This window comes from Bacteroidota bacterium, from assembly GCA_018266755.1.
Classification (GTDB): Bacteria; Bacteroidota; Ignavibacteria; order Palsa-1295; family Palsa-1295; genus JAFDZW01.
The window spans coordinates 509068-529584 of the sequence record JAFDZW010000001.1 but is presented as its reverse complement, the minus strand read 5'-3'; the positions used below and the strand labels follow the sequence as shown (position 1 = coordinate 529584).

General features: G+C 56.1%; 15 protein-coding genes. 7 read left to right on the top strand and 8 right to left on the bottom strand.

The features are described 5' to 3' along the window. The first annotated feature begins 191 nt into the window (after positions 1-191). Both JSS75_02090 and JSS75_02085 read left to right on the top strand, forming a co-directional pair. Positions 192-767: a tRNA-(ms[2]io[6]A)-hydroxylase gene (locus JSS75_02090; protein ID MBS1902479.1), complete on the top strand. Its 576-nt coding sequence runs from the start codon at positions 192-194 to the stop codon at positions 765-767. A gap of 56 nt (positions 768-823) precedes the next feature. Continuing rightward, positions 824-2377, top strand: a complete 1554-nt coding sequence (locus JSS75_02085) for a hypothetical protein (GenBank protein MBS1902478.1) — start codon at positions 824-826, stop codon at positions 2375-2377. A 103-nt stretch (positions 2378-2480) separates the two neighbouring features. Here the strand turns inward: JSS75_02085 and JSS75_02080 are convergent, their stop codons facing one another. The 4 genes from JSS75_02080 to JSS75_02065 all read right to left on the bottom strand — a co-directional run bounded on the left by JSS75_02080 (position 2481) and on the right by JSS75_02065 (position 10061). Further along, the gene (locus JSS75_02080) at positions 2481-5507 is read right to left on the bottom strand and encodes a S8 family serine peptidase (protein MBS1902477.1); all 3027 of its coding nucleotides are present in this window, start codon (positions 5505-5507) and stop codon (positions 2481-2483) included. Between the two features lie 113 nt (positions 5508-5620). Further along, positions 5621-7168: a hypothetical protein gene (locus tag JSS75_02075; protein MBS1902476.1), complete on the bottom strand. Its 1548-nt coding sequence runs from the start codon at positions 7166-7168 to the stop codon at positions 5621-5623. A 478-nt stretch (positions 7169-7646) separates the two neighbouring features. Continuing rightward, positions 7647-7955, bottom strand: a complete 309-nt coding sequence (locus JSS75_02070; protein ID MBS1902475.1) for a hypothetical protein — start codon at positions 7953-7955, stop codon at positions 7647-7649. A 27-nt stretch (positions 7956-7982) separates the two neighbouring features. Continuing rightward, positions 7983-10061, bottom strand: coding sequence for a hypothetical protein (locus JSS75_02065; protein MBS1902474.1), 2079 nt, complete (start codon positions 10059-10061; stop codon positions 7983-7985). Between the two features lie 216 nt (positions 10062-10277). On the opposite strand from JSS75_02065, the gene JSS75_02060 reads away from it, so the two are divergent. After that, positions 10278-10751 (top strand): hypothetical protein, encoded by a 474-nt coding sequence (locus JSS75_02060; GenBank protein ID MBS1902473.1) that lies wholly within the window; start codon positions 10278-10280, stop codon positions 10749-10751. Positions 10752-10845: 94 nt separating this feature from the next. On the opposite strand, the gene JSS75_02055 is transcribed toward JSS75_02060, so the two are convergent. From JSS75_02055 to JSS75_02045, 3 genes are all read right to left on the bottom strand, one after another. Beyond that, positions 10846-12510 (bottom strand): hypothetical protein, encoded by a 1665-nt coding sequence (locus JSS75_02055; GenBank protein MBS1902472.1) that lies wholly within the window; start codon positions 12508-12510, stop codon positions 10846-10848. A gap of 333 nt (positions 12511-12843) precedes the next feature. Next, positions 12844-13020 carry a hypothetical protein gene (locus tag JSS75_02050; protein MBS1902471.1) on the bottom strand — a complete coding sequence of 59 codons (177 nt, stop codon included), beginning with the start codon at positions 13018-13020 and terminating at the stop codon, positions 12844-12846. 37 nt (positions 13021-13057) lie between these two features. Further along, complete coding sequence (locus JSS75_02045) at positions 13058-14677, bottom strand: hypothetical protein (GenBank protein ID MBS1902470.1); 1620 nt, start codon at positions 14675-14677, stop codon at positions 13058-13060. 101 nt (positions 14678-14778) lie between these two features. Between JSS75_02045 and JSS75_02040 the strand changes: the two genes are divergently transcribed. From JSS75_02040 to JSS75_02025, 4 genes are all read left to right on the top strand, one after another. Next, positions 14779-16578 carry an ABC transporter ATP-binding protein gene (locus tag JSS75_02040; protein MBS1902469.1) on the top strand — a complete coding sequence of 600 codons (1800 nt, stop codon included), beginning with the start codon at positions 14779-14781 and terminating at the stop codon, positions 16576-16578. A gap of 6 nt (positions 16579-16584) precedes the next feature. Continuing rightward, entirely contained in the window at positions 16585-16959 is a 375-nt protein-coding gene (locus JSS75_02035) for a PGPGW domain-containing protein (protein ID MBS1902468.1), read from the top strand. A 464-nt stretch (positions 16960-17423) separates the two neighbouring features. After that, complete coding sequence (locus tag JSS75_02030; GenBank protein ID MBS1902467.1) at positions 17424-18062, top strand: hypothetical protein; 639 nt, start codon at positions 17424-17426, stop codon at positions 18060-18062. Then, positions 18059-18868: an alpha/beta hydrolase gene (locus JSS75_02025; GenBank protein MBS1902466.1), complete on the top strand. Its 810-nt coding sequence runs from the start codon at positions 18059-18061 to the stop codon at positions 18866-18868. Before JSS75_02030 ends, JSS75_02025 begins: the two co-directional genes overlap by 4 nt. Positions 18869-19205: 337 nt before the next feature. Here JSS75_02025 and JSS75_02020 read toward each other — a convergent pair whose 3' ends face one another. Continuing rightward, complete coding sequence (locus JSS75_02020; GenBank protein MBS1902465.1) at positions 19206-20504, bottom strand: glycosyltransferase; 1299 nt, start codon at positions 20502-20504, stop codon at positions 19206-19208. Positions 20505-20517 lie beyond the last annotated feature (13 nt).

Here is a 20517-nt window from a genome sequence, read left to right as displayed (position 1 = left end):
ATTGCTGCCATTTTTAATATAACGTCATTCTGAGCGAAGCGAAGAATCCCTTCGGCGGAGCCTCACAGGGTTTCATCAAGGGATTCTTCGCGGAGTTTACACTGAGCTCAGCGAATGTGCTCAGAATGACGTTTGCTTGCACCCTTCCAATCGATACGGAGCTTCAACCGCATCCGTCGTGTTCTCGTACCATGCTCGGATTACATTGTGAAACCAACGCCGCCTGGATCGAGCGGGTACGCACCAATGCGTCGGCACTGCTTGCCGATCACGCCCACTGCGAGAAAAAAGCCGCGACGATGGCGATCTCACTCCTGAACCGGTACCCTTCGCGCACCGCGTTGGTGGACGCCATGGCCGACCTTGCCATCGAGGAAATGTCGCATTTCAAAATGGCGACGCGCAAACTTGCTGAGCGAGGACTCGAACTCGAACGCGACCCCGGCGACCCCTACGCCCAACTACTAAGCGCACACATCCGCAAACAAGAACCCGACCGTTTCCTCGACCGGCTCATCGTCTGTTCACTCATCGAAGCGCGCTCGTGCGAACGCTTCCGGCTGCTGAGCGAACATGCCGACGATGAAGACCTGCGCAGCTTCTACGCATCGCTGCTTGCAAGCGAAGCACGACACCGCAATCTCTTTCTCAAACTCGCACGGCAGTATTTCCCCGAGGCCGCCGTCGAACAGCGCCTGCATCACCTACAAGCGGTCGAGGCAACGATCGTGCAAGCACTGCCCTCCGAGCCGACCATGCACGGCTGAACAGATTCCGTAGGAAGGTCGTATATTAGCAGCAACTGGTTAACATTATTGTTAGTATGCTGAAATTTCGCTGCATCCGACTGGCCGCAAGCTTAGCGATCATACTGCTGTGGTCTCCGAGACTACTGCGTGCGCAAATGCCGACCTGGCAACATATCAGAATCCCTGCCGATTCTGTGATCCCGTTCGCAATGGAGTTTGCGGACAGCCTGCACGGATATCTTGGGGTCGTGCAGCCAGTAGGATTGATAACAGCACACAACGTGTACTTTGTAACCTCAGATGGTGGTAGGTCATGGCAACGAGTCAACGATACGCTACTATCACCAGCGAATGAGGATTTAATATATTTCCCCTTCCCCACACCTGCGATCTTTCTGCCGACGCTTGGTACACGCTATCTTATCAGTACACAACTTCGCGATGACGGCATACAACACAACGGGATCGTCCACAGCGAAGACAGCGGAAAGACGTGGACACGAATGAATTCGAACGTCGATCTGATACCGCTTCATGTCTTCCGCGAGAGGAACGTGCTCGCGTATGACCGTAGGTCGGGTCGGCTCTACTGGTCAACCGATGCAGCGACCACCTTTGCAGCGCTGCCGCCAAACCCAGTATTCGATTCCGCGATCTGGCCGTTACCTTCGCGGCGCACTTCCACAAGAGGACCACAATGCCTTTCCTTCGATGTGAGCGACCAGTTTCATTGGACAGCCGCCATCGACGAATTAGACGATGATTCTACAATAGACGCACCGCTCGGTTTCACAACCCTCCTGTCATCGGATTTCGGCGCAACATGGAGACGCTATACAACACCGATCGACGGGGAAACCATTAACGAACGATTTCATGGAACACTCACATGCATTCCGAACACACCGCATGTGTATTACTTCAGCGGACACGATGGTGAAGGGAAATCGTTAAGCGAGCAGCGATCCTCGGTATGGGCCGACGCGCAGTATGGCATCAATTGGCTCTACTCGACCGACTATGGTGCATCGTGGGCGCCCCAACATGCGTATGGCACGACGAGGTTGGGTTTCGAGGCCGTTGCCGATAGCCTGGTCTGGATTACCGCGAAACGTCCGTACCTGGTCCAAGGGGGTGAGTCGCATCATGTAATCGCCAGAACACTCGACAACGGCAACACGTGGGACGAAGACTCGACGACGCTTCGCATCGAGACCGAATATCTCGACGGACGGATCGTAACGTTCTCGGGTCCGCGTCATGGCTGGATCGCCGCAGTCCTCTCACCGGGCAACAACCCACAGACGTACGTATTTCGCTATGACGAGGCAGATCAGTTACGCGGGGTAGAGTCCGTCCATGACGACTATTTGCATATCCTGCTCAAAACATATCCGAACCCATGTTCGAACGTCCTGCATCTTCAATTGCTGGAACGTCGCTCTTTCACGTCGATCGAGATCTACGATGCGATGGCCCGTCGGGTGATGGAATCGCGATCGGTATCCGGCCGGACGGTCGATCTACCGGTGCGGCAGCTTTCGCCGGGTCTATATTTCGCTCGTGCGAAGTTTCTCTATGATGACGACCCCGAGGAAGCGACCGTCTCGTTCATCGTCGAGCGATAAATTGCTGCGGCAAGAACCGTCTGAAAACTACAACGCCCTTCGCTTTCAAAGTAGCGAAGGGCGTTTTGTTTGAACGACGTTCCGTATCGCTACGGAAGATTGCTTACGGTTTGTTGACGATCACGATGCCGCTATTGAGTGAGTTGTACGGAGCGCCGGCCGTGAGTTGGTAGGCATAGACCCCGTTCGGCAGCGGCGAACCGTCGGCCCCATTGCCATCGAATGTCAACGCATACGTGCCGGGTGAGCGGGTGCCGTAGTCGAGATTGCGCACCCACTTGCCGCGATTATTGACGATCGTCAAGAGCACCGGCGCACTCGACGGCCCCGTGATCGTGTACGAGATCGTGCTCGATGTCGTCAGCGGATTCGGGCTCGGGGCGACATCCATCGTCACCGATCCGACCGATGCCGCGACTGTTGCCGACGGATCGATGCGGCCCGGCGTCGAGAATGCGGGAATTGCAAACATTGTATCGCGCTGATAACCGCCGACATCGCTGATGCGGTATGTCACGGTGTAATATCTCCCGTTCCCTGTCGAGAGCGCCTCGGATCGAAGCTGAAAGGCCAGATCGTTCGTGCCGAGCGTCGCGCCCTGAATATCGCCGGCAACATCGCCGGGGTCGGCACTCGCGTCGGCTTCGTTGCTCACGATCGATTGCAGCGTGAGCGTTGGCGAACATCCGCCGCTCGCCGAGTTCGTCACCGTGATGTTGCGAAGCGTATGATCGTTCGGGAATAGAAAGAGCGGACTCCACGCAAGCGTCATATTCGGCGGCAGCGGTTGTCCTTCCTTCAGGTATAATCCCCAATCTTTGAGCGCGCCGGTATTTCCGGCGGCATTATCGCTCACGGTCAGTGTCCATGTACCGCTGAGTGTATGTCCTCGAAAACCGGATGTCGAAGAAAGGACGTTCGCCGGGATATAGAAACCGACCTGCTCTGCACCCGATGCGTTCGTCGTTTGGATCGAGCTGCTGGCAACATCGCCGAAGACGACGTTCGGATTCTTCCCTGTCGCCGTCCCGCCGCCGCTCGTGGGCCGATTCATTAACGTGACGGTTTGATTATCGGGACCGTTGAGCGAATAGACGAGATCGCCGATCTTGGGATGGCCGTCAACCGTAACGAGCACAAAAACCGAATCGGGCGTAATGTTCGTGCAACTCGGCGAGATCGTCACCGTGCTCGTTACGCCGCCACTGTTATTGTCGGGAATTGCAGCGCTTGGCGTCGAGAACGCCGCGAGATACGTTGACGGATTCGACGATGCATTTTCTAACGCGATGGTTCTGAATGCATCGGTGCGTCCTGCGCCGAAGGCATTATCCATTCCTGCCGCGCCATAATCGACACAGCCGTTTCGGATCGCGGCGCGTGCGCTCGAATGCGACATCGACGGGAACATCCCGAGGAGCAACGCCGCCACACCCGCGACATGCGGCGCCGATGCCGACGTGCCATAGAATGGCGCAAATCCCGGCACACTCGTCGTGACGCCGTCGAACGACGATACATCCGGTTTCGTACGCGTCGAGAGCAGCGGACGATTCCCGCCGACAAGCCCCGCGCCGAACTGCACCATATACACCGGTCCCTGCGCGGAGAATGCTTCGAGCGTGTTATAATTATTCTCGCCGCCGATGGCGCTGGTACGATCGGCGCCGATCGCGCCGCAACCGAGTGCGTTCACCGCGCACGCATGTCCCCAGGTGCTCGATGCCGCCGAACCGTATGTCATCGGAATCCCCTGGAAGATCGTCAGCTTCAACCGTGCGTTTCCATTCGGGTCGGTACCCGAGACGCCGTTGCGAACGATGACGAGCGCGTAGTTCGCCGTCGCACCGCTATTCGTTGCCGAAAACGACTCGAACGGATTCTGCGAGCCGTTCTGCGTGGTGGTCGACGAGAGGAATGTCGTGGTGTTTGCCGGATCGACAAGATAGAGATCGTAGTCGTTGTCGCTGGCGCCGTACTGATCGTCCCAGTGCAGTGTGAAGAACAGCGTGCGACCCGACGGCCACGTGAATGTATTGATATACGTCCCACCCGAAAAATTGTGGACGTTCTTGTTGCCCGAGTTACCGACCGGCTGGTTCGCCAACGGATTATAGGTCCCGAAGTAGCTCGAATTGCCGACGTTCGTCGACGAGCTGGTATAAACGACGTTATTCACGGTTGCCACAGCATCGACAGCCTGCGCGACGATGCCGTCTTCGAAGACCGGCTCGTCGAAATAGATGACGTCGTCGGTAATGACGCGGCATCCTGCGTTGGCAAGATTCTGAATGTTCTTAGCGAAATTGCCTTCGCCGGTGGACGCAGTTGCGAAGTATATCTGCGCACTTGGCGCGACATCCTGCACAATCTCCATCATCGCAAGCCCTTCATGGGTGCGTGTTCCGCCCTTGCTGTCGTCGAGCACGGTTGTCGTTGCGCCGAGCTCGCCGTTTGCAATTCGCGGTGCAACGAGGTTCTCCGTCGAGCCGCAGTCGTCGCTCATGACGCCGACTTTGATTCCGGCACCGGAGGCGGTCATGACCGAACGCGCAACATCGGCATGCAGACGCGAATCGCCTTCGCTATTGACCGGGCCGGTGTTATGCAGTGGCGGCACGACCAGTTCGATCGACCCGACCGCAGCGCTTGCGGCGATGCTCGTGAGTTTCGATGCAGGGATCCATGCCTGGATCAGATGAAATTTGTCGTTGGAATAATCGGCCGTGCCTTTGTTCTTGCGCACGAGCGGCAACACTTCCGCGATGCGGTGCCCCTTGGCGATGCGGATGTATACATACACGCGGTCGCTGCGATCGACTTTTACCATCGTCACCGGCACGATCCCGAGCGGCGACTGCGGCATCTGCTCCGGCTTCGCCTTCTGAAAGCTGTTGCCGTTGGCCTTGTACTGGGCGAGTACTTCGAGCGCCGACGTCGCTAACTTTTGTTCGGCACGCGTGCGCGTTGCCTTTGCCGCAGCTACGGCGTTACGGACCGAAGCGTCGATCTTGACTTCGACAAGTCCGGGTTCTGCAACTTGCGGACGGTTGCGTTCGTCCTGTGCGCGAGTATTGTGTACGCCGATGATACACAAGACTGCAAGTATGACAAGTACGACTCGTTTCACAGTGAATCCTTATAAGGTGTGGTAGAAGGCAACAACTCGAAACACAACGAGCGAATGCCGCCGTGCGCATACAACGATGCGCACAGCGGCATTGCTTGGTTGATCAAATCGCATTAGTGCTCAAGGCGCCATGCTCCGTTGATGTACATGAAGCGGCCGACTTCGGCGTTGGAGATCGTTACGCTGGCGAGTCCGACGGTGATCTTTACGCCGTCCGGATCCTCGGTGGTCACGTAGACAACCTGTCCGTTCGTCGGGGAGGTCGGCAGTGTTACGGTCGCGACCGATGCACCGACACCGTTGTCGTTGACATCGACGATTGCCTGACCGTCGGGGATGGTACCGCCGGAAGCGATGGTGTTCACCGTCGAACCGAGCACGACGTTACCGGTTGCAACCGAAATCGCATTGGTCGGCGTGCCACTGACTAACAGGCCCGTCGAGCCTGCGCCGCTGACATTCAACTCTGCACCGATGTTGGTCGAGCCTGCAGCCGAATTCGTGAAGATCCACAAACCGCGGGCTGTTCCGAAGTTGACGCCGTTCACATCGGCCGAGAGACCAGTCGTGTTCGAGAAGCCGCCGCCAGTGACGCTGAACGAACCGCCGAACGTCGGATTGACGGTGCCGGTATTTTGAATGCCCGCAGAGATACCCGTTGCGCCGTTACCGCTGATGTTCAACTCGATACCCCGATTCCACGAACCGGAGCCGCCGCCCGACGACAATGTCGCACGGAACCCGACATTCCCTGTGCCGTTGGCGCCACTGACATTCACCTGCGAACCCACATTACCGCTCGTCAGACCGTTCACAGTGATCGACTCGCCGGTACCCTTCGCCTGGATATTCATACCCGTTGCCGGTTTCGTCGCACCCGTACCGAGGTCAATACCGAGTGTCGTCGCATCGATCTGAATACCCGTGCTCGCCGGATCGACGTTGATACCGATGCCGCCGTTGGCATTGATCTTCAGGCCCGTCGATGTATTATCGGCGTTGTTCACGGTCAGCGTATTGACGCCATTGACCGTCGAGTTGATGACCGTGCGCTCGCTCGAGGTCAGCGTACCGCCTGCAACATTCGTCGATTGCTTGATATAGCTGTTGCCGAGCTGAAACCCGTTCGGCGTCCAGAGCGGAAGCGTATTGGTCGTGCCGGAACCGGTGACGATATTCACGCCGCCCGGGGTCATGTTCATCTGGTTCGACCCGTTCATATACACGACGTTCGACAGCGGAGCCGGAAGCGCCGGCGCCGGAAGTGTATTGATGATAATGTTTCCGGTGCCAATATTAAACGTCGCGTCATCCGCTCCCGAACCGTCGCCAAGCATACTGCGGCCGGACGTACGAACAGAGTTGTTCGTATTGACGACGTCGATGCCCCACGTCGAGCCGCCATCGACACGAAGGTTCGTGGTCTTCGAGCCGGCAAGCAGCGTCAGCAGCGCGCTCGCGTTCGGGAATGTCCCGTTCACGACACCACTGCCGTCGATACCGATCGATCCGTTATTGAGACTGAGATATCCTTTCGGATTACCGGCAATATTGTCGTCGAGCTGAAATTGCTGTGCGCCGAATACGCGGAGGCCGGACTGGCCGTACGACGCGCTTGCGCCCAGAAACAGAACGAGAGTCAGGGAAGCGATTTTTTTCATGGTTACTCGTTGATCAAAAAAATAGGAATACAGCCCCTAATGTGGGATTGCACAAAAATAAGCAATACTATAATTGCCGGGGGCAAAACGTGGTCCGGCATTGTCATTAACAACGCAACGTATGGTTTGTTACACCCTTCGGAGGCGCTTGAAGCTCAGTTTGACTCTATGAAGTACGTCATTCCGAACACATTCGCTGCGCTCAGTGTAAACTCCGCGAAGAATCCCATAGGTACGTTGTTCTGAGCGAAGAATCCCATAGGTACGTCATTCTGAGCGAAGCGAAGAATCCCTTAATGAAACGCAGTAAGGCTCCGCCGAAGGGATTCTTCGCTTCGCTCAGAATGACGTCTGTGTTAAGCGTTCAAACAATGCCGCTACTCGCCTGAACCGAGTCGGTTCGAATTCAATACTAAGCCCAGCTATCTCTCGGCTGAGATAGCTGGGCTTGCATTCGTACTACTAAAACTGCGCAGAACTACTGCTGCTTTTTCTGCTCGGTGTTACGAGCCTGTGCGTTCGGGACGAGCAGTGGCTCGGCCACAGCAGGCACATGCTGTGGCTTGGCTTGTACTGTGACTGCTCGGGGCGCCGTATTCGGTGTGGGCGCTATGTGTGCGTCCTTCACCGGCGTGGCAACACGAGCAGGGATGGCCGCAGGCGTTGTGGCGACCGAGGTGGACGTGACGACGGGATTAAGGAGGCGGTCGTTCGTTTGTTGTGCATGGACATTCGATGCGAGGGTGATGGCGACAACGGATGCCGTAAATAGTGTGATCTTGTTCATGTTCTATACACTCCTTTCTGTTCGTAGTTAATTCTGACTGATACTTTGAATGAGCCAACGATTCAGGCCTGAACTGCCTTGATAGATGAACGTGATGAGCGCTTCGCCGTTGATGACGACGTTTGCTCCGCTCATACAATGAATGCGATTCGCCGGCGTGGCTTCCGCGGCGTCTTCATTGGAGATCGTCAATTGTGCTGAGCCTGCGACCTTGTGGATTACCAAAACTTTGCCGTTGGCGGGATTCTGGAAACTGATCACCGTACCGGCAGCCGTCGGGTTGACATCTACAAACCCTTCCTGCACGTTCGTATTGAGCGAGACTGCGCCGCCGCCCCATGAATACGATAGGTTCTGATACCGAATGGCGATCGAGCCCGAAATATCGACGGTGGTTTGCGGATCGCTTGCCGGTGCGGGGCCACCTCCGAAGTATGAACCGAAGCCGAACTTACCATCGACGAAGCTGCGCGTTCCGGCATCGACAGCAAAGATCGAATACGGCGTGTTCGTCTGCGTCCCGATCGTCAGATCGCCGATGTAGAGTCCGTATGTGTTCGTGATCGTCCCGGCATTCGAGAAGAGATCGAGCACGTTGAGCAACTTCAGGTCCGTGATTGTCGATGCCGCATTGTTCTGGAACGTAGCGCGCACTGCCGAGAGATTCGACGCCGTCCCGGTCCCTTCGACATCCACCGTTGCATTGATGCCCGCACCGTCGGTCAGCGGTTGCGACGTCTGATAGAACAGCTCTGCAATCACGCCGCGCGCCGACCCGATCGGCGCAGTCGCCGTAGTGTTCAGCTCCGCACCACCCCATAAGCCATAGAGCGAGCCGTTGATCGCGCTGCTGTTGGCTGCATCGGCATGGGCGTAAAGACCGATGTATTGATTGAAGTTCGCAGCCGACGGATTCGCCACAAGCTGAACTTCTCCCGCAACCTTTGCGCCGCCGACAACCGATGTGATATTTCGATTGACCATCAGACCCGGCACCGGTGAAAAGATCGAGCCCGTGCCGCCGATCTGGACATCGCCAGCACCGCTAATGGTCACCGGCTGCGTCGCATGATTGTAGCGAAAGGCCGTATTGTTCGTTGCCGAGGTCAGTTGGTCGATGTCGATGCCGTAACTGTTGGTCACAGTACCTAGTACCGCAGGATTCGTGACGTAGAGACCGCGCAAGTTCGTAATCGACTGTGTTCCCGCAATGAACGAACCCGTGCGGTAGTTGGCGCCGTCGGTCATGATGCCGCCCGTCCCCTGCGATTGGATCTGGGCATACACCGCGTCAGCACGATTGATCGTCGCGCCCGAGTAATTTCCGACGTTCCCAACAGCGCCGAATATCGTCGAGAGTGTGCCGGTCGACCCGGTCGCCGATTGTACCGTCGAGAACATCCCGATCTCCTGGCCGCTCAGTGCATTCGGAGTGTTGATCTGCATGTTCCCGAGGATCCCATCGAACTGAGCGGAGCTCGGAGCCGACGGCGAGAGCGACGTTTCTGCATCAGTCGTTGCAGCCCCGATGGTGGATGTCATGGTCCGGCCGATGTTCAACAGGCCGAAGCCGGTGAGGTTGCCGACATACACCGATCCGCTCGATCCGATGCGCATTCGTTCGGTCCCGTTCGTCTTCATCACGACATCGTACGCATTGTTCGAGCCGAAGTATTGCGCAGGTGTCGACGGCGAACCACCGCTGAGCGTGTTGCCCGTCAGTGCCCATCCCGATGCGCCCCACATCGTGCCGTTATAGACATCGAGTGTATTGGTAGTTGTATTATAGACGACGAGTCCGGCAGGCGGTGTGCCGCCACAGATTGCCAACTCCTGCGCCGAGGTCATGCGCGGAGGCAGGAAGCCCTGTGTCGTACTTGCCAGATCGAGCAATGCACACGCACTCGGGAATACACCCGGAGTGACCGAGCCCGTCTGATCGATACCGAGCGACCCGTTGAGGCTGCTGAGGTATGTCTTGACGTGAGCGGGATTGTTGTCGTCAACCTGGAATTGTTGCGCCCCGAGAATGCGAAGGCCGGACTGTGCGGATCCGATAGAAACCATGCCTGCACAGCAAAGCCCAATTGCGAGTAGTGTTTTCATGCTCGTAATGGATCGGTGAACTGTCAGGTCTGGAGAGTGATACAAACATACGACATATTTCGTGAAAATATGCGCCCCAATTCTCTTTTTTCATCCCTCGCCGGGGCGTGAACAACTATTCACGCTCGCGTTGTCACGAACGGCGGGGCGCAAACCGTTAAGACGGTATTGAAGTTACACACATACACATTCATCGTTCCAACAAAGGAGACCAGTATGAAACGCATCATTCCTGTATTCCTCGCGCTCGTCGTCGCCGCAAGCACGACAGCATCGTTCGCAGCCGAGAACATTCACATCATGATGAAAGGCCCGCGACAATCCACCAAGACCGTCGATTGCTCGAACGGCGCCTGCAGCGCGGACGGCCTTGCACCGGGCGAATGGACCGTGACCATCGTCGACGCCAACGGCAAGCCGCTGACCTCCGGCAAATACAAACTGACCATGAGCTGGAGTATCGTTTCGCCTCGCGACGCCGCCAGCGGCCAGGCGAGCGGAAAGATGGCAACGGCACCACGCGACGTCGCCACCGGACAAGCAAGCGGCAAACGCCAGCACAAGCCGATCACCATCGTAAAAGAGTGGGGTGCGTCGAGCCCGCAGCTTCGCGTCGCAAGCCCAAGCGGAGCCGAGGCTGGCGATACGTTCACCGTCTCGTTCAATTACGAGAAGATCGAAATGAAATAACCCGAGTTTCATTTTCCCTGAAAACGACAACGCCCTCGCACTGCGGGGGCGTTGTCGTTTCTATATGATTCCGGTCGTTAAGTTACAATCGTGCTCACTCCAACACGAACCCGCCGCGCCAATAGAGCGTCGTTTGCGTCGGATCGAAGAGCTCCAGTTGGTATGCACCGGCGGTAAGGCCGGCAGTCGGGATACGAACCGGCGTCGAGCCGGTCTGAACAGAAAGCGTGACCTGGCGTACGATAGCGCCGAACGCCGTGCGAATAGATGCAACATATTTTCCTGCCGCAGCGCTATCCGGAAGCCGAAGCATCAACGGTTGCTCGGCTCTCTGACACGGATTGGGATAGAGGCTGTACCCACTCGGGATATTCACACTCACCGGAGGATCGGGCAGCTCCTCACCACCGTCACAGAGGAGCGAATCCGAATACGCAACATCGACAAGCGAGAACATCTGGATGGAGTCGATGCTGACATCGATGGTCGTATCGAGCAGCGGAGTGTACGTACCGAACCCTGTGATCGAATCGAAGGCATACGACGCTCCCCCAGTCATACACGAACTATCGTGGCGGTCAAGATATGTCACGAGCGTCGGCGAGACAATCGTCCCGGTGGGCTTCAGGTGACACAGCGCCAGCAATCCGTCGCCCTGTTGCGTCGCATCAAGATGAGACGTCAGGATGTCACTTCCTTTACTGAGGCTTCTGATGTGCACGATATTACCGACACGATCGAAGCGGGTAACTTCGACGATGGCCGCATCGACAGAACCGAACGAAATGTCGAAATCCGTTTCGGAATATGCCAGGATATCACCATGTGCCGATGCATAGATACCGGTCAACCAATCTTCGCCAAACAAGTCAACCCTGCGCGCCCATGTGGTATGCAGATTGGAGTCAAGTACATAAACCGCGGCGTCGCCTGTTGTACCCATAGTCTGGCCGCCAAGTGCGACCGACCCGTTCGCGAGCAGCGTTCCGCAATCGAGAACGATGTCGCCATTGGTGTTCGTATTGACCCATGAGCCAAGTAACGTGCCGTCCGGCCCGAACTTCAAGGCCAGGCCGCTGTAGCCGAGCGCTTGATCTCCGAGCACACCAGTCCCATAGCAGATACATGCGCCGCTTGGTTCGACGACGACACCGTCGAATTGCGTTTGCGTAGCATCATCGGTCGGCGCACGCACAATCGTTCGTTCCCACTGCGGGATCCAATTGGGCGACAGTTTCATCACTACTGCGTATTGCTCGCCAGCCCCGGAGCCGTCTCGCAGGCCCGCCAGCACCATCCCGCCGTCCGGCGTGCGGGCTGCACGCATGCTGAAATTCAGGAGGTAGGCGTGATTCCCACGCATGTGTCCGTTCGAGTCGATCGTGACGTCTTCGACCCACCATCTGCCGTCAGGTCGTTGCTCGTAGAGTTGTACCATGCACTCGACGCCGCCGCTTGCGGTGTCGGCGAACATCGATTGGATACTGAGCGAACGCTGTCCCGGTGCTTTCAACTCTTTCGCCCACAATACCTGTCCGTCGCGGTCAAGACGGGCGAGAAACCAGGAGTACGCACTTGTGGTGTAATTCTGTATCGACCCGGTGATATACGAACCATTCGAGGTTGCGAGTGCAGAAGCGTAGTTGATATTCCGTCCGCTGAGTTGAAGCTGCCTCGCATAGCGGTGCTGCGCATACATCGGCGACCACGTCAGCCCGCATACGAAGAAGACCACGATGATCCTTGTTGCAATAGTCACTTCTGCATTACTATGTTCGAGCGGAGCATCGTTCTGTGCATTCCTACAATTAATATATCCTCTGCAATCTCGTTGTTGCAATATAAGATATTGTAACAGCGATGTAGTAAGGACTCAAGCCCAATCCTCATTCCTCCTGTCATTCTGAGCAAAGCGAAGAATCCCTTTAGCGGAGCCTCACAGGGTTTCGTCAAGGGATTCTTCGCGGAGTGTACAATGAGCACAGCGAATGTGCTCAGAATGACATGTTCTTAAAACATGTCAAGTAACACTTGTTACATCTAGTCCACTGCCCTCCATGCGTCGGACGAATCGCAACTGCGCGAACTCCGTTCACTCCAACACAAAAGTGCCCCGCCAACGCAGTGTAGTCCCCGATGCGTCGAACACTTCGAGAATATAGTACCCTGCAGCGAGGTCGGAGACGGCAAGTGGGATCGCGCTTCCATCGGCATTCCCAATAGCGGAGTATGTCCGCACGATCGCGCCGAAGGCGGAGCGAATCGTCAAGCGTAGCGGCTGCGAAGGAGCGCGCCCCGACGCACGGTTACCTGCCGACCACGAACTTCCCGTGACCGACGATTCCACCCAGACGATCACAGAGGACAAATTGGTACATGCCCGGACAAAGATCGAGGGGTACCGTTGTCGAAGCAAACGAATTGCTAAGATCGAGCATGACGGTCAAGCGCCGTTTCCCGGTAATGTCGAACAGATGCATTTCGACAGCCCTGGCATCGCCGCCTACAAACGAGATCGTTCCACCGGGCACAGCCGGGTTCGGGGAAATCACTACTTCATTAAATGGTTCGTTCGTCATGGAGCGTGTTGGGACGTCATTCTCACAAAGCGAACCGGTGGTGGGGGTGGTACGAACAATCCGCAGCGTATCCAACGACGTGATCGGGACCTTCGGCGTATCGATCCTGCCCAAGATAACCCGAAACTCGGATTTCGGAATCTCGATCACCCCGATGGAATCGGTCGATAGATTGCAACCGGTCAACGAATCGGTCACGGCCAGTACATACTGAGCTAAGCTCGCCTTCCCTGCCGAATCGTATCCGATGGTGCCGGTGATAATCACCGGGTCGCTTCCCCACGACGAGATATCCGATACGATACACGCTGCATTGCTGAACGCGACGGACCGAGCATTGAATAAGTGTCCGTCCGGCGTAAGCGTTAAGAATCTCGCACGAAGATCGTTTCGCATGTTGATCCCGATCGTCAACACCAGATCCGAAGACTCCGAGATCGCTCTTGCCCATCCCGACTGGACATCGATCAATCTGAACCAGCCGATCTGGTCGCGTAATAACTCTGCGACGAACGGCAGCGAGCGACCGGAGCGAGTGTTTGCCTGACCCGCGACGATCCAATTTCCACTCCGACTCAAGTAGATATTCGTCGGTTCGACGGCGATGGAGTCATGGAGGAATATCCGATCGGCTCCGAGCGTCCCTTGCGACGGCATCGTCCAGTAGACGAATGGTGACGGAAACGTCGGTGCCAACGGATCGTCTCCGCCAACCCCGACAACGCCTTCGTCGATATTCGCAGCGATCGTGCCAAACGTTTGCGAAACATTTATGAGCGAATCGTGGGTGTGGCGTGCCCACTCGAGATTGCCGTTGCCATCGAGCGCTACCATCATCGGTCGTGTGCCGTACTCGTTCGGATTCGATGCCGATTCGTACGACGCGACGACTCCACCTTGATACGTCGGCGCGACACCCGGAGCTGAAGGGCCAAGCGGCCCAAGGTCACGAGCCCAGAGCATGTTGCCATTCTGATCGATGCAGATAATAACCACATCGGTCAACAATTTCGATCGCTGTCGTGTACCGGTTATGGCATACTTCGACCCTACGAATTCTGTGATCGATGTGGCGGTGAATGCAGGCGAATCGGGGAAGGCGATACTCCAGACAATACCTCCGAAGGGATTGAACTTCGTGACGGCAGCTCGATACGTGGATGTTCCGGAACCGACAAGCTGATTCCCGAGAACGACATACGTACTATCGTACGAGCGGAACGACCGAACCGTTTCGGACTGGCTGCCGACTCTGAACCAGTGCTGGAAGTACTGCTGTGCAGGTGCCGGATTGCTTCCCAGGCACACCCAAAGTACGCAAACGAGCGTAACGAGAATCCGTTTCATGTGGGTATCAACTTAGGTATCTCGAATATGTTACTCGCATCCGTTGAATTCACGTAGCTGCACCGGGCGGGATTTTCCACCCGTTGCTGTTGCTACAATCTATGGCTCAGGAAGAAGAATTATTAGGAAAGGCCTACGACGCGAAATTGATGAAGCGGCTGCTGCGGTATTTGCGGCCGTATTGGTGGCAGGTCTCGGCGGCGATCTTCGTGACGATCGCCGTCTCTGCGCTTGGTCCATTCCGTGTAGACTTGTTGCGTGTCGGCTTGATGAACTGTCTGTCAGATAAGAATCTCGATGGCATTACGACCACGGTACTTCTCCTGACTGCTACGGTGGTTGCACAAGCGTTCGTCCAATACATACAAACCATACTAACGCAATGGATCGGGCAACAAACGATCTACGCTGTTCGTCGAGAGCTTTTCGCTAAGCTCCAGGAGCTTTCATTACGGTTCTATGATAAGAATCCAGTTGGTCGACTTGTTACAAGGCTCACCAGCGATGTTGAGGTATTGAACGAACTATTCAGTTCAGGGATCGTGATGATCTTCGCTGATGTCTTTGTCATTCTCTGGATATGGATATTTATGTTCAAGACGAACTGGCAGCTTGCACTGATGGCATTAGGTGTCTTTCCCTTCTTGCTTGTTGCAACGTCCATCTTCCGCAAGAAAGCGCGCGAGAGCTACCGTGACGTTCGGTTGCTAGTAGCGAAGATGAACTCATTTCTGAATGAACATGTCGGTGGGATCATCACCGTGCAGCTATTCGGCCGCGAGCGCCGCACGATTACCGACTTCGATAAGATCAATCGTGACCATGCGGATGCGAACATTCGTTCAATCTTTTACTACGCAGTATTTTTCCCTGGCATCGAACTGCTTTCTGCAGTGTCATTCGCTCTAATCATTTGGTACGGCGGCACACAGGTCCTGAATATCGTTCCATCGGTGAAGGCCGCCTACTTAATTCCTACAATGATCGCGTTCTTTCAGTACACCGAAATGTTCTTCCGCCCGTTGCGCGACCTGGCGGATAAGTACAACGTGCTGCAATCGGCGATGGCCTCGAGCGAGCGTGTCTTCAAGCTGCTCGACGACGACACCGTCGTCGCCTCGCCTGCTGTTGCAGCGCCGCTTGGCCAGGCACGGGGCGAGATCGAGTTCAAGAACGTATCGTTCGCCTATAACAGCGACGAGTATATTCTGCGCAACATCTCGTTTCATGTCAAGCCCGGCGAGACCGTCGCATTCGTCGGCGCGACCGGCGCGGGAAAATCGAGCATCACGAACCTTATCACCCGCTTCTACGAATTCCAGCAAGGCGAGATCCTCATCGACGGCAAGGATATTCGCACGCTCGACCCGCACGAACTTCGTCGCAATATTGCCATCGTGCTGCAGGATGTATTCTTGTTTTCTTCCGATGTGCTCACGAACATCACTCTCGGCAACCCGAACATCAGCGAAGAGCAAGCCGTGAAAGCCGCGATGACAACGGGCGCAGATCCGTTCATTCAGCGGTTGCCGCGCGGCTACCAGACACATGTGAAGGAGCGCGGCGCGATCCTTTCCGTCGGCGAGAAGCAGTTGCTCTCGTTTTCACGCGCGTTGGCCTACGATCCGCGCATTCTCATACTCGACGAAGCGACGTCGAGCATCGATACCGAATCGGAGATACTCATCCAGCGCGCCATCGACAAACTGCTCGAAGGCCGCACGTCGATCGTTATCGCACACAGATTGTCGACCATCCAGAAAGCCGATAAGATCATCGTCATGCACAAAGGCGAGATCCGCGAGATGGGCACGCACAACGAGCTGCTCTCTATGAACGGCATCTATCGTACGCTCTACGAATTGCAATACAAAGAGCAAGAGATCGCGAAGGCAGCATAAGCTGGCATGACCAACAACCGGATCATTAATCTCACCGTCGGATGGTCGTTCATCCTGCTCGGCATTGCGGGGTCGGTGTTGCCGGTGTTGCAGGGATTTCTGTTCTTCGTGGTCGGGCTACTCTTTCTCTCTCGCGAATACCACTGGGCACACCGGTTGCTCGAATGGCTGAAGCAATGGACTGCCAAACGGTTGCCGCGCGCATACAAGGTCTTCGATGCGGCGGAGCAATTCCTCATCCGGGAGGTTGAACGGATGACGCACGAGCCGGGATATCTGCTGCGTCGGTCTTGGATCATCCTCGCTGTGCTCGTCGGGCTCGGCCTCATTGGCTGGCTGCTTGAGTCGTTGGTGGTGTGGTTGTGGAGGTTGGTGCGTTAAGCGTACATCCGGGGCCGTTATTCCGAACGAAACGTCGCCATGGGTTAAAACCCATGGCTAATTTCTTTCAGTCCTTCGGACGTAACGCAGAACGTCCGCTTCAGCGGACTGAAAGATACATAGCCCCGCGTTTTAACGCGGGGCGGTCAGAGGGACTCTTCAACCGTTCGAATAACCGGAAGCGACTGCCTCCACAGATTCCTCCCTACGGTCGGAATGACAAGGGTTCAATGTTATTCCGAACGGAACGTCGCCATGGGTTAAAACCCATGGCTAATTTCTTTCAGTCCTTCGGACGTTACGCATCGCGTCCGCTTCAGCGGACTGAATGAAATTAGCCCCGCGTTTTAACGCGGGGCGGTCATTGGGACCGAACACCAACTCGAGCATTTCCGAACCATTATCCGCAATTCCTTGTCCCACTCACACCGAAGGACTTCACACCTCCTTCGCCCGAACCGACAATGCGATTCTCCCCTTTCCTATTATTATCCGTCATACTGCTTGCCGGCTGTTCGGCAACGATGCCGGTGCGGACACTCGCCCCGGGCGAGAGCCGCATCACTGCCTCCGTCGGCGGCCCGACGATCGAACTTGGCAACTCGAATATTCCGCTCCCGTATCTCTCGGTCGGCTTCTTTCATGGCGCGACCGATGACTTCACGTTGGGCGGCAGCGCCCATCTCATCCCGGCTGCACTTGGCGACGGCGTTATAGATATCGCAGGTATCTACCGGCTGCATCGGCAATCGGATCTGCCGGAGATAACCGCTACGTTTCAAGTCGGTCTGCTGACAGACTTTCGATTCTTGCGGAACGTCCGATGTTTCCCGACAATCGGCATCAACGCCTCGCAAGAATTCGGCTCGCATGTACTCGGGTTCATTGGGTTCGATAACACGGTTCAGATCGCATCGCCTTCGTACATCATCTCTCCGTACCTCGGCGCACGATACACATTCTCCGACGCATTTGCGATGACGCTGCAATCGAAATGGATGGCAGCGAACGTGAATACCGCGCACGGCATTTTCGAAGGCGCAGGCTCGGTGGGCGGACACGGCGACATTGCGATCTTCATCGGAATGGAGTTCGGCTTATGAAATATCTTACACTCCTTCTCGCACTCGGCTTCGCATCGTGCATGCGGCTCGACAGTTCGCTCTTCGATAATTCGACGCTCTCTGAATACACACTCGCAGATTCCGTCATCCCGGCTTCTGCTCGCGAGCCGGTCGTGCTGACCTCCGAAGACGGCGCGAAGATCTACGGATATTACGTTCGCTCGAACGGGAAGCATCCCGAAACGACGATCCTCTACTGTCACGGAAACAAAGAGCATCTGCAATACTATTGGGACCGAGTCGAACTACTCTACAAGACCGGTTGCAACGTCTTTGTCTTCGACTATCAAGGATACGGCATGAGCGAGGGCACGCCGACCGAAGAGCATATCTACGGCGACGGTCGCACGGCACTGTCGTTTGTGCTTGCCCACGACTCCGCCGTGAAGCACTACTGTTTCTACGGCTTCTCGCTCGGCGGCGCTGTTGCGATCGAACTTGCAGCACACACGATGCAGCCGCATGCGATCATCACCGAAGATGCATTCGCATCGGCCGATCAACTTGTGCAGAGCGGTACGATACTCGACGTCCCGCACAGTTATGTGATGGACGGCGTGTATGACAATGTCGGGAAAGTGAGCCAGATCCATGCGCCGTTTCTCGTCCTGCACGGCACGGCGGACAAGTTCATCGACCTCGAAAAGAACGGACAGGTGTTATTCGCTCATGCGAACGACCCGAAACAATTCATCAAGATCGAGGGAGCGGATCACAGCGAAGTCCCGCAGAAGTTGGGGTTCAATACGTATGTCAGCACAGTGGAAGCGTGGTTCACGAAGTAGTAACGCGATGATCGGCCCCCGCCCATGGGCGAAGGTTGTGTGTGTGTGTACGCGGTCAATACATTGTCATTCCGAACGGAACGTCGCCATGGGTTAAAACCCATGGCTAATTTCTTTCAGTCCTTCGGACGTAACGCAGAACGTCCGCTTCAGCGGACTGAAAGATACATAGCCCCGCGTTTCAACGCGGGGCGGGCGTTGGGACAAAGACAACGCCCACGGATTAACACCCATGGCTAAACTCTTTCAGTCCTTCCGACGTAACGCAGAACGTCCGCTGCAGCGGACTGAAAAATACATAGCCCCGCGTTTTAACGCGGGGCGGGCGTTGGGACACCTACAATCTCACACGCTTCCCCGAGCGTAGGGCAGCGAGGGGATAAAACGTATCGCGCCACCTGATCCCCCCGTCGCGCCACACACGCCAGACGGAGTTTGCAACCGCAAGCGAGACGAAGAAGTATCCGACGGGCATCAGCGCAACAAAGAGCGGCCGTGTCTGCAGTGTCTTCTTCATCGATGCGGCGACCAGCCACGGCAATACGAAATAGCAGAACACATAGACTGACAACAGCATCGGACTGCCGAGTGCAATCGCAACGACCGGCGGTAATAGTACAATGGCCCACATCGCAAGGACCATGCCGATACCTTTGAAATACGAGTAATTTGCAAACCCGGCGAATGCGTTCTTCTCAAGTCCTTTGATTGCTTCCTTCAGATCGCCGTACCATTCGAACGACAGCAAGCCGTCGGCGCCGAGGAGTGCGGAGTGTGCGCCATGCGCTTTGAGCATTTGTCCGAGTCCGCCGTCGTCGATGACCTCCATCTTCAGCCACTCGAACCCAGGCGTGCGTTCGAATGCAGAGCGACGAACAAGATTAAACGCGCCTACCCCGGTAAATGCCATGCTTCCCTTCTTTCCGATATGTCGCGCTTTCGTACGGACGAGAAACAACGCACCGAACGCGAGTACAAAGAGCGGCAGCAGAAGGCGATCGCCTTGCGAGCGGTCGGCGGGAAGCATCGAAAGATGATCGAGCTGCTCGGCCTCGCACAGCGCGACGGCTCGTTCGAGCACGTCGTGTTCGAAGCGGATATCGGCATCGGTGAAGAGGAAGAAGTCGCCGGTCGCTTGAGCAGTCGCAACGTTCAGTGCATTCACCTTGCCGAGCCAGCCATCGGGAAGCTCGCTGATATGGATCGGCTTGATGCGTTCGTCCTGCTTCGCGAAGCGGTCGATGATTTCGCCGGTGCGGTCGCTCGAGCGGTCGTTGACGACGATGAACTCGATATCCGGATAGCTCAGCGAGACAAGAGACTGAAGGTCGTGCTCCATCATTCGCTCTTCGTTACGCGCCGTGACGATGACCGATAACTTCGGATAGGTAGCCGGCTGTGGAATGCTCACGTCGCGCAACTGCCTGATCGACGTTCCATGATACGCTGCACGCAGGGCGAACACTTGCCACACGATCATCGAGATCGCGGCAGCTATGAGGGCGAAGAGTTCGGTCGTCGGCATTCGTGTCGGAAGGTACGCAACACCGTTCGGAGTGGATTGGTATTCAGAATTCGCAACCACCCACCAACGCGTCATTCTGAGCAAAGCGAAGAATCCCTTGAGGATCGCCACGAGCATCCGCACA

Coding starts and splice junctions, on each gene's coding strand:
- JSS75_02090 (MBS1902479.1), top strand. CDS start 192: ATGCTCGGATTACATTGTGAAACCAACGCCGCCTGGATCGAGCGGGTA.
- JSS75_02085 (MBS1902478.1), top strand. CDS start 824: ATGCTGAAATTTCGCTGCATCCGACTGGCCGCAAGCTTAGCGATCATA.
- JSS75_02075 (MBS1902476.1), bottom strand. CDS start 7,168: ATGAAAAAAATCGCTTCCCTGACTCTCGTTCTGTTTCTGGGCGCAAGC.
- JSS75_02070 (MBS1902475.1), bottom strand. CDS start 7,955: ATGAACAAGATCACACTATTTACGGCATCCGTTGTCGCCATCACCCTC.
- JSS75_02065 (MBS1902474.1), bottom strand. CDS start 10,061: ATGAAAACACTACTCGCAATTGGGCTTTGCTGTGCAGGCATGGTTTCT.
- JSS75_02060 (MBS1902473.1), top strand. CDS start 10,278: ATGAAACGCATCATTCCTGTATTCCTCGCGCTCGTCGTCGCCGCAAGC.
- JSS75_02045 (MBS1902470.1), bottom strand. CDS start 14,677: ATGAAACGGATTCTCGTTACGCTCGTTTGCGTACTTTGGGTGTGCCTG.
- JSS75_02040 (MBS1902469.1), top strand. CDS start 14,779: ATGGCTCAGGAAGAAGAATTATTAGGAAAGGCCTACGACGCGAAATTG.
- JSS75_02035 (MBS1902468.1), top strand. CDS start 16,585: ATGACCAACAACCGGATCATTAATCTCACCGTCGGATGGTCGTTCATC.
- JSS75_02030 (MBS1902467.1), top strand. CDS start 17,424: ATGCGATTCTCCCCTTTCCTATTATTATCCGTCATACTGCTTGCCGGC.
- JSS75_02025 (MBS1902466.1), top strand. CDS start 18,059: ATGAAATATCTTACACTCCTTCTCGCACTCGGCTTCGCATCGTGCATG.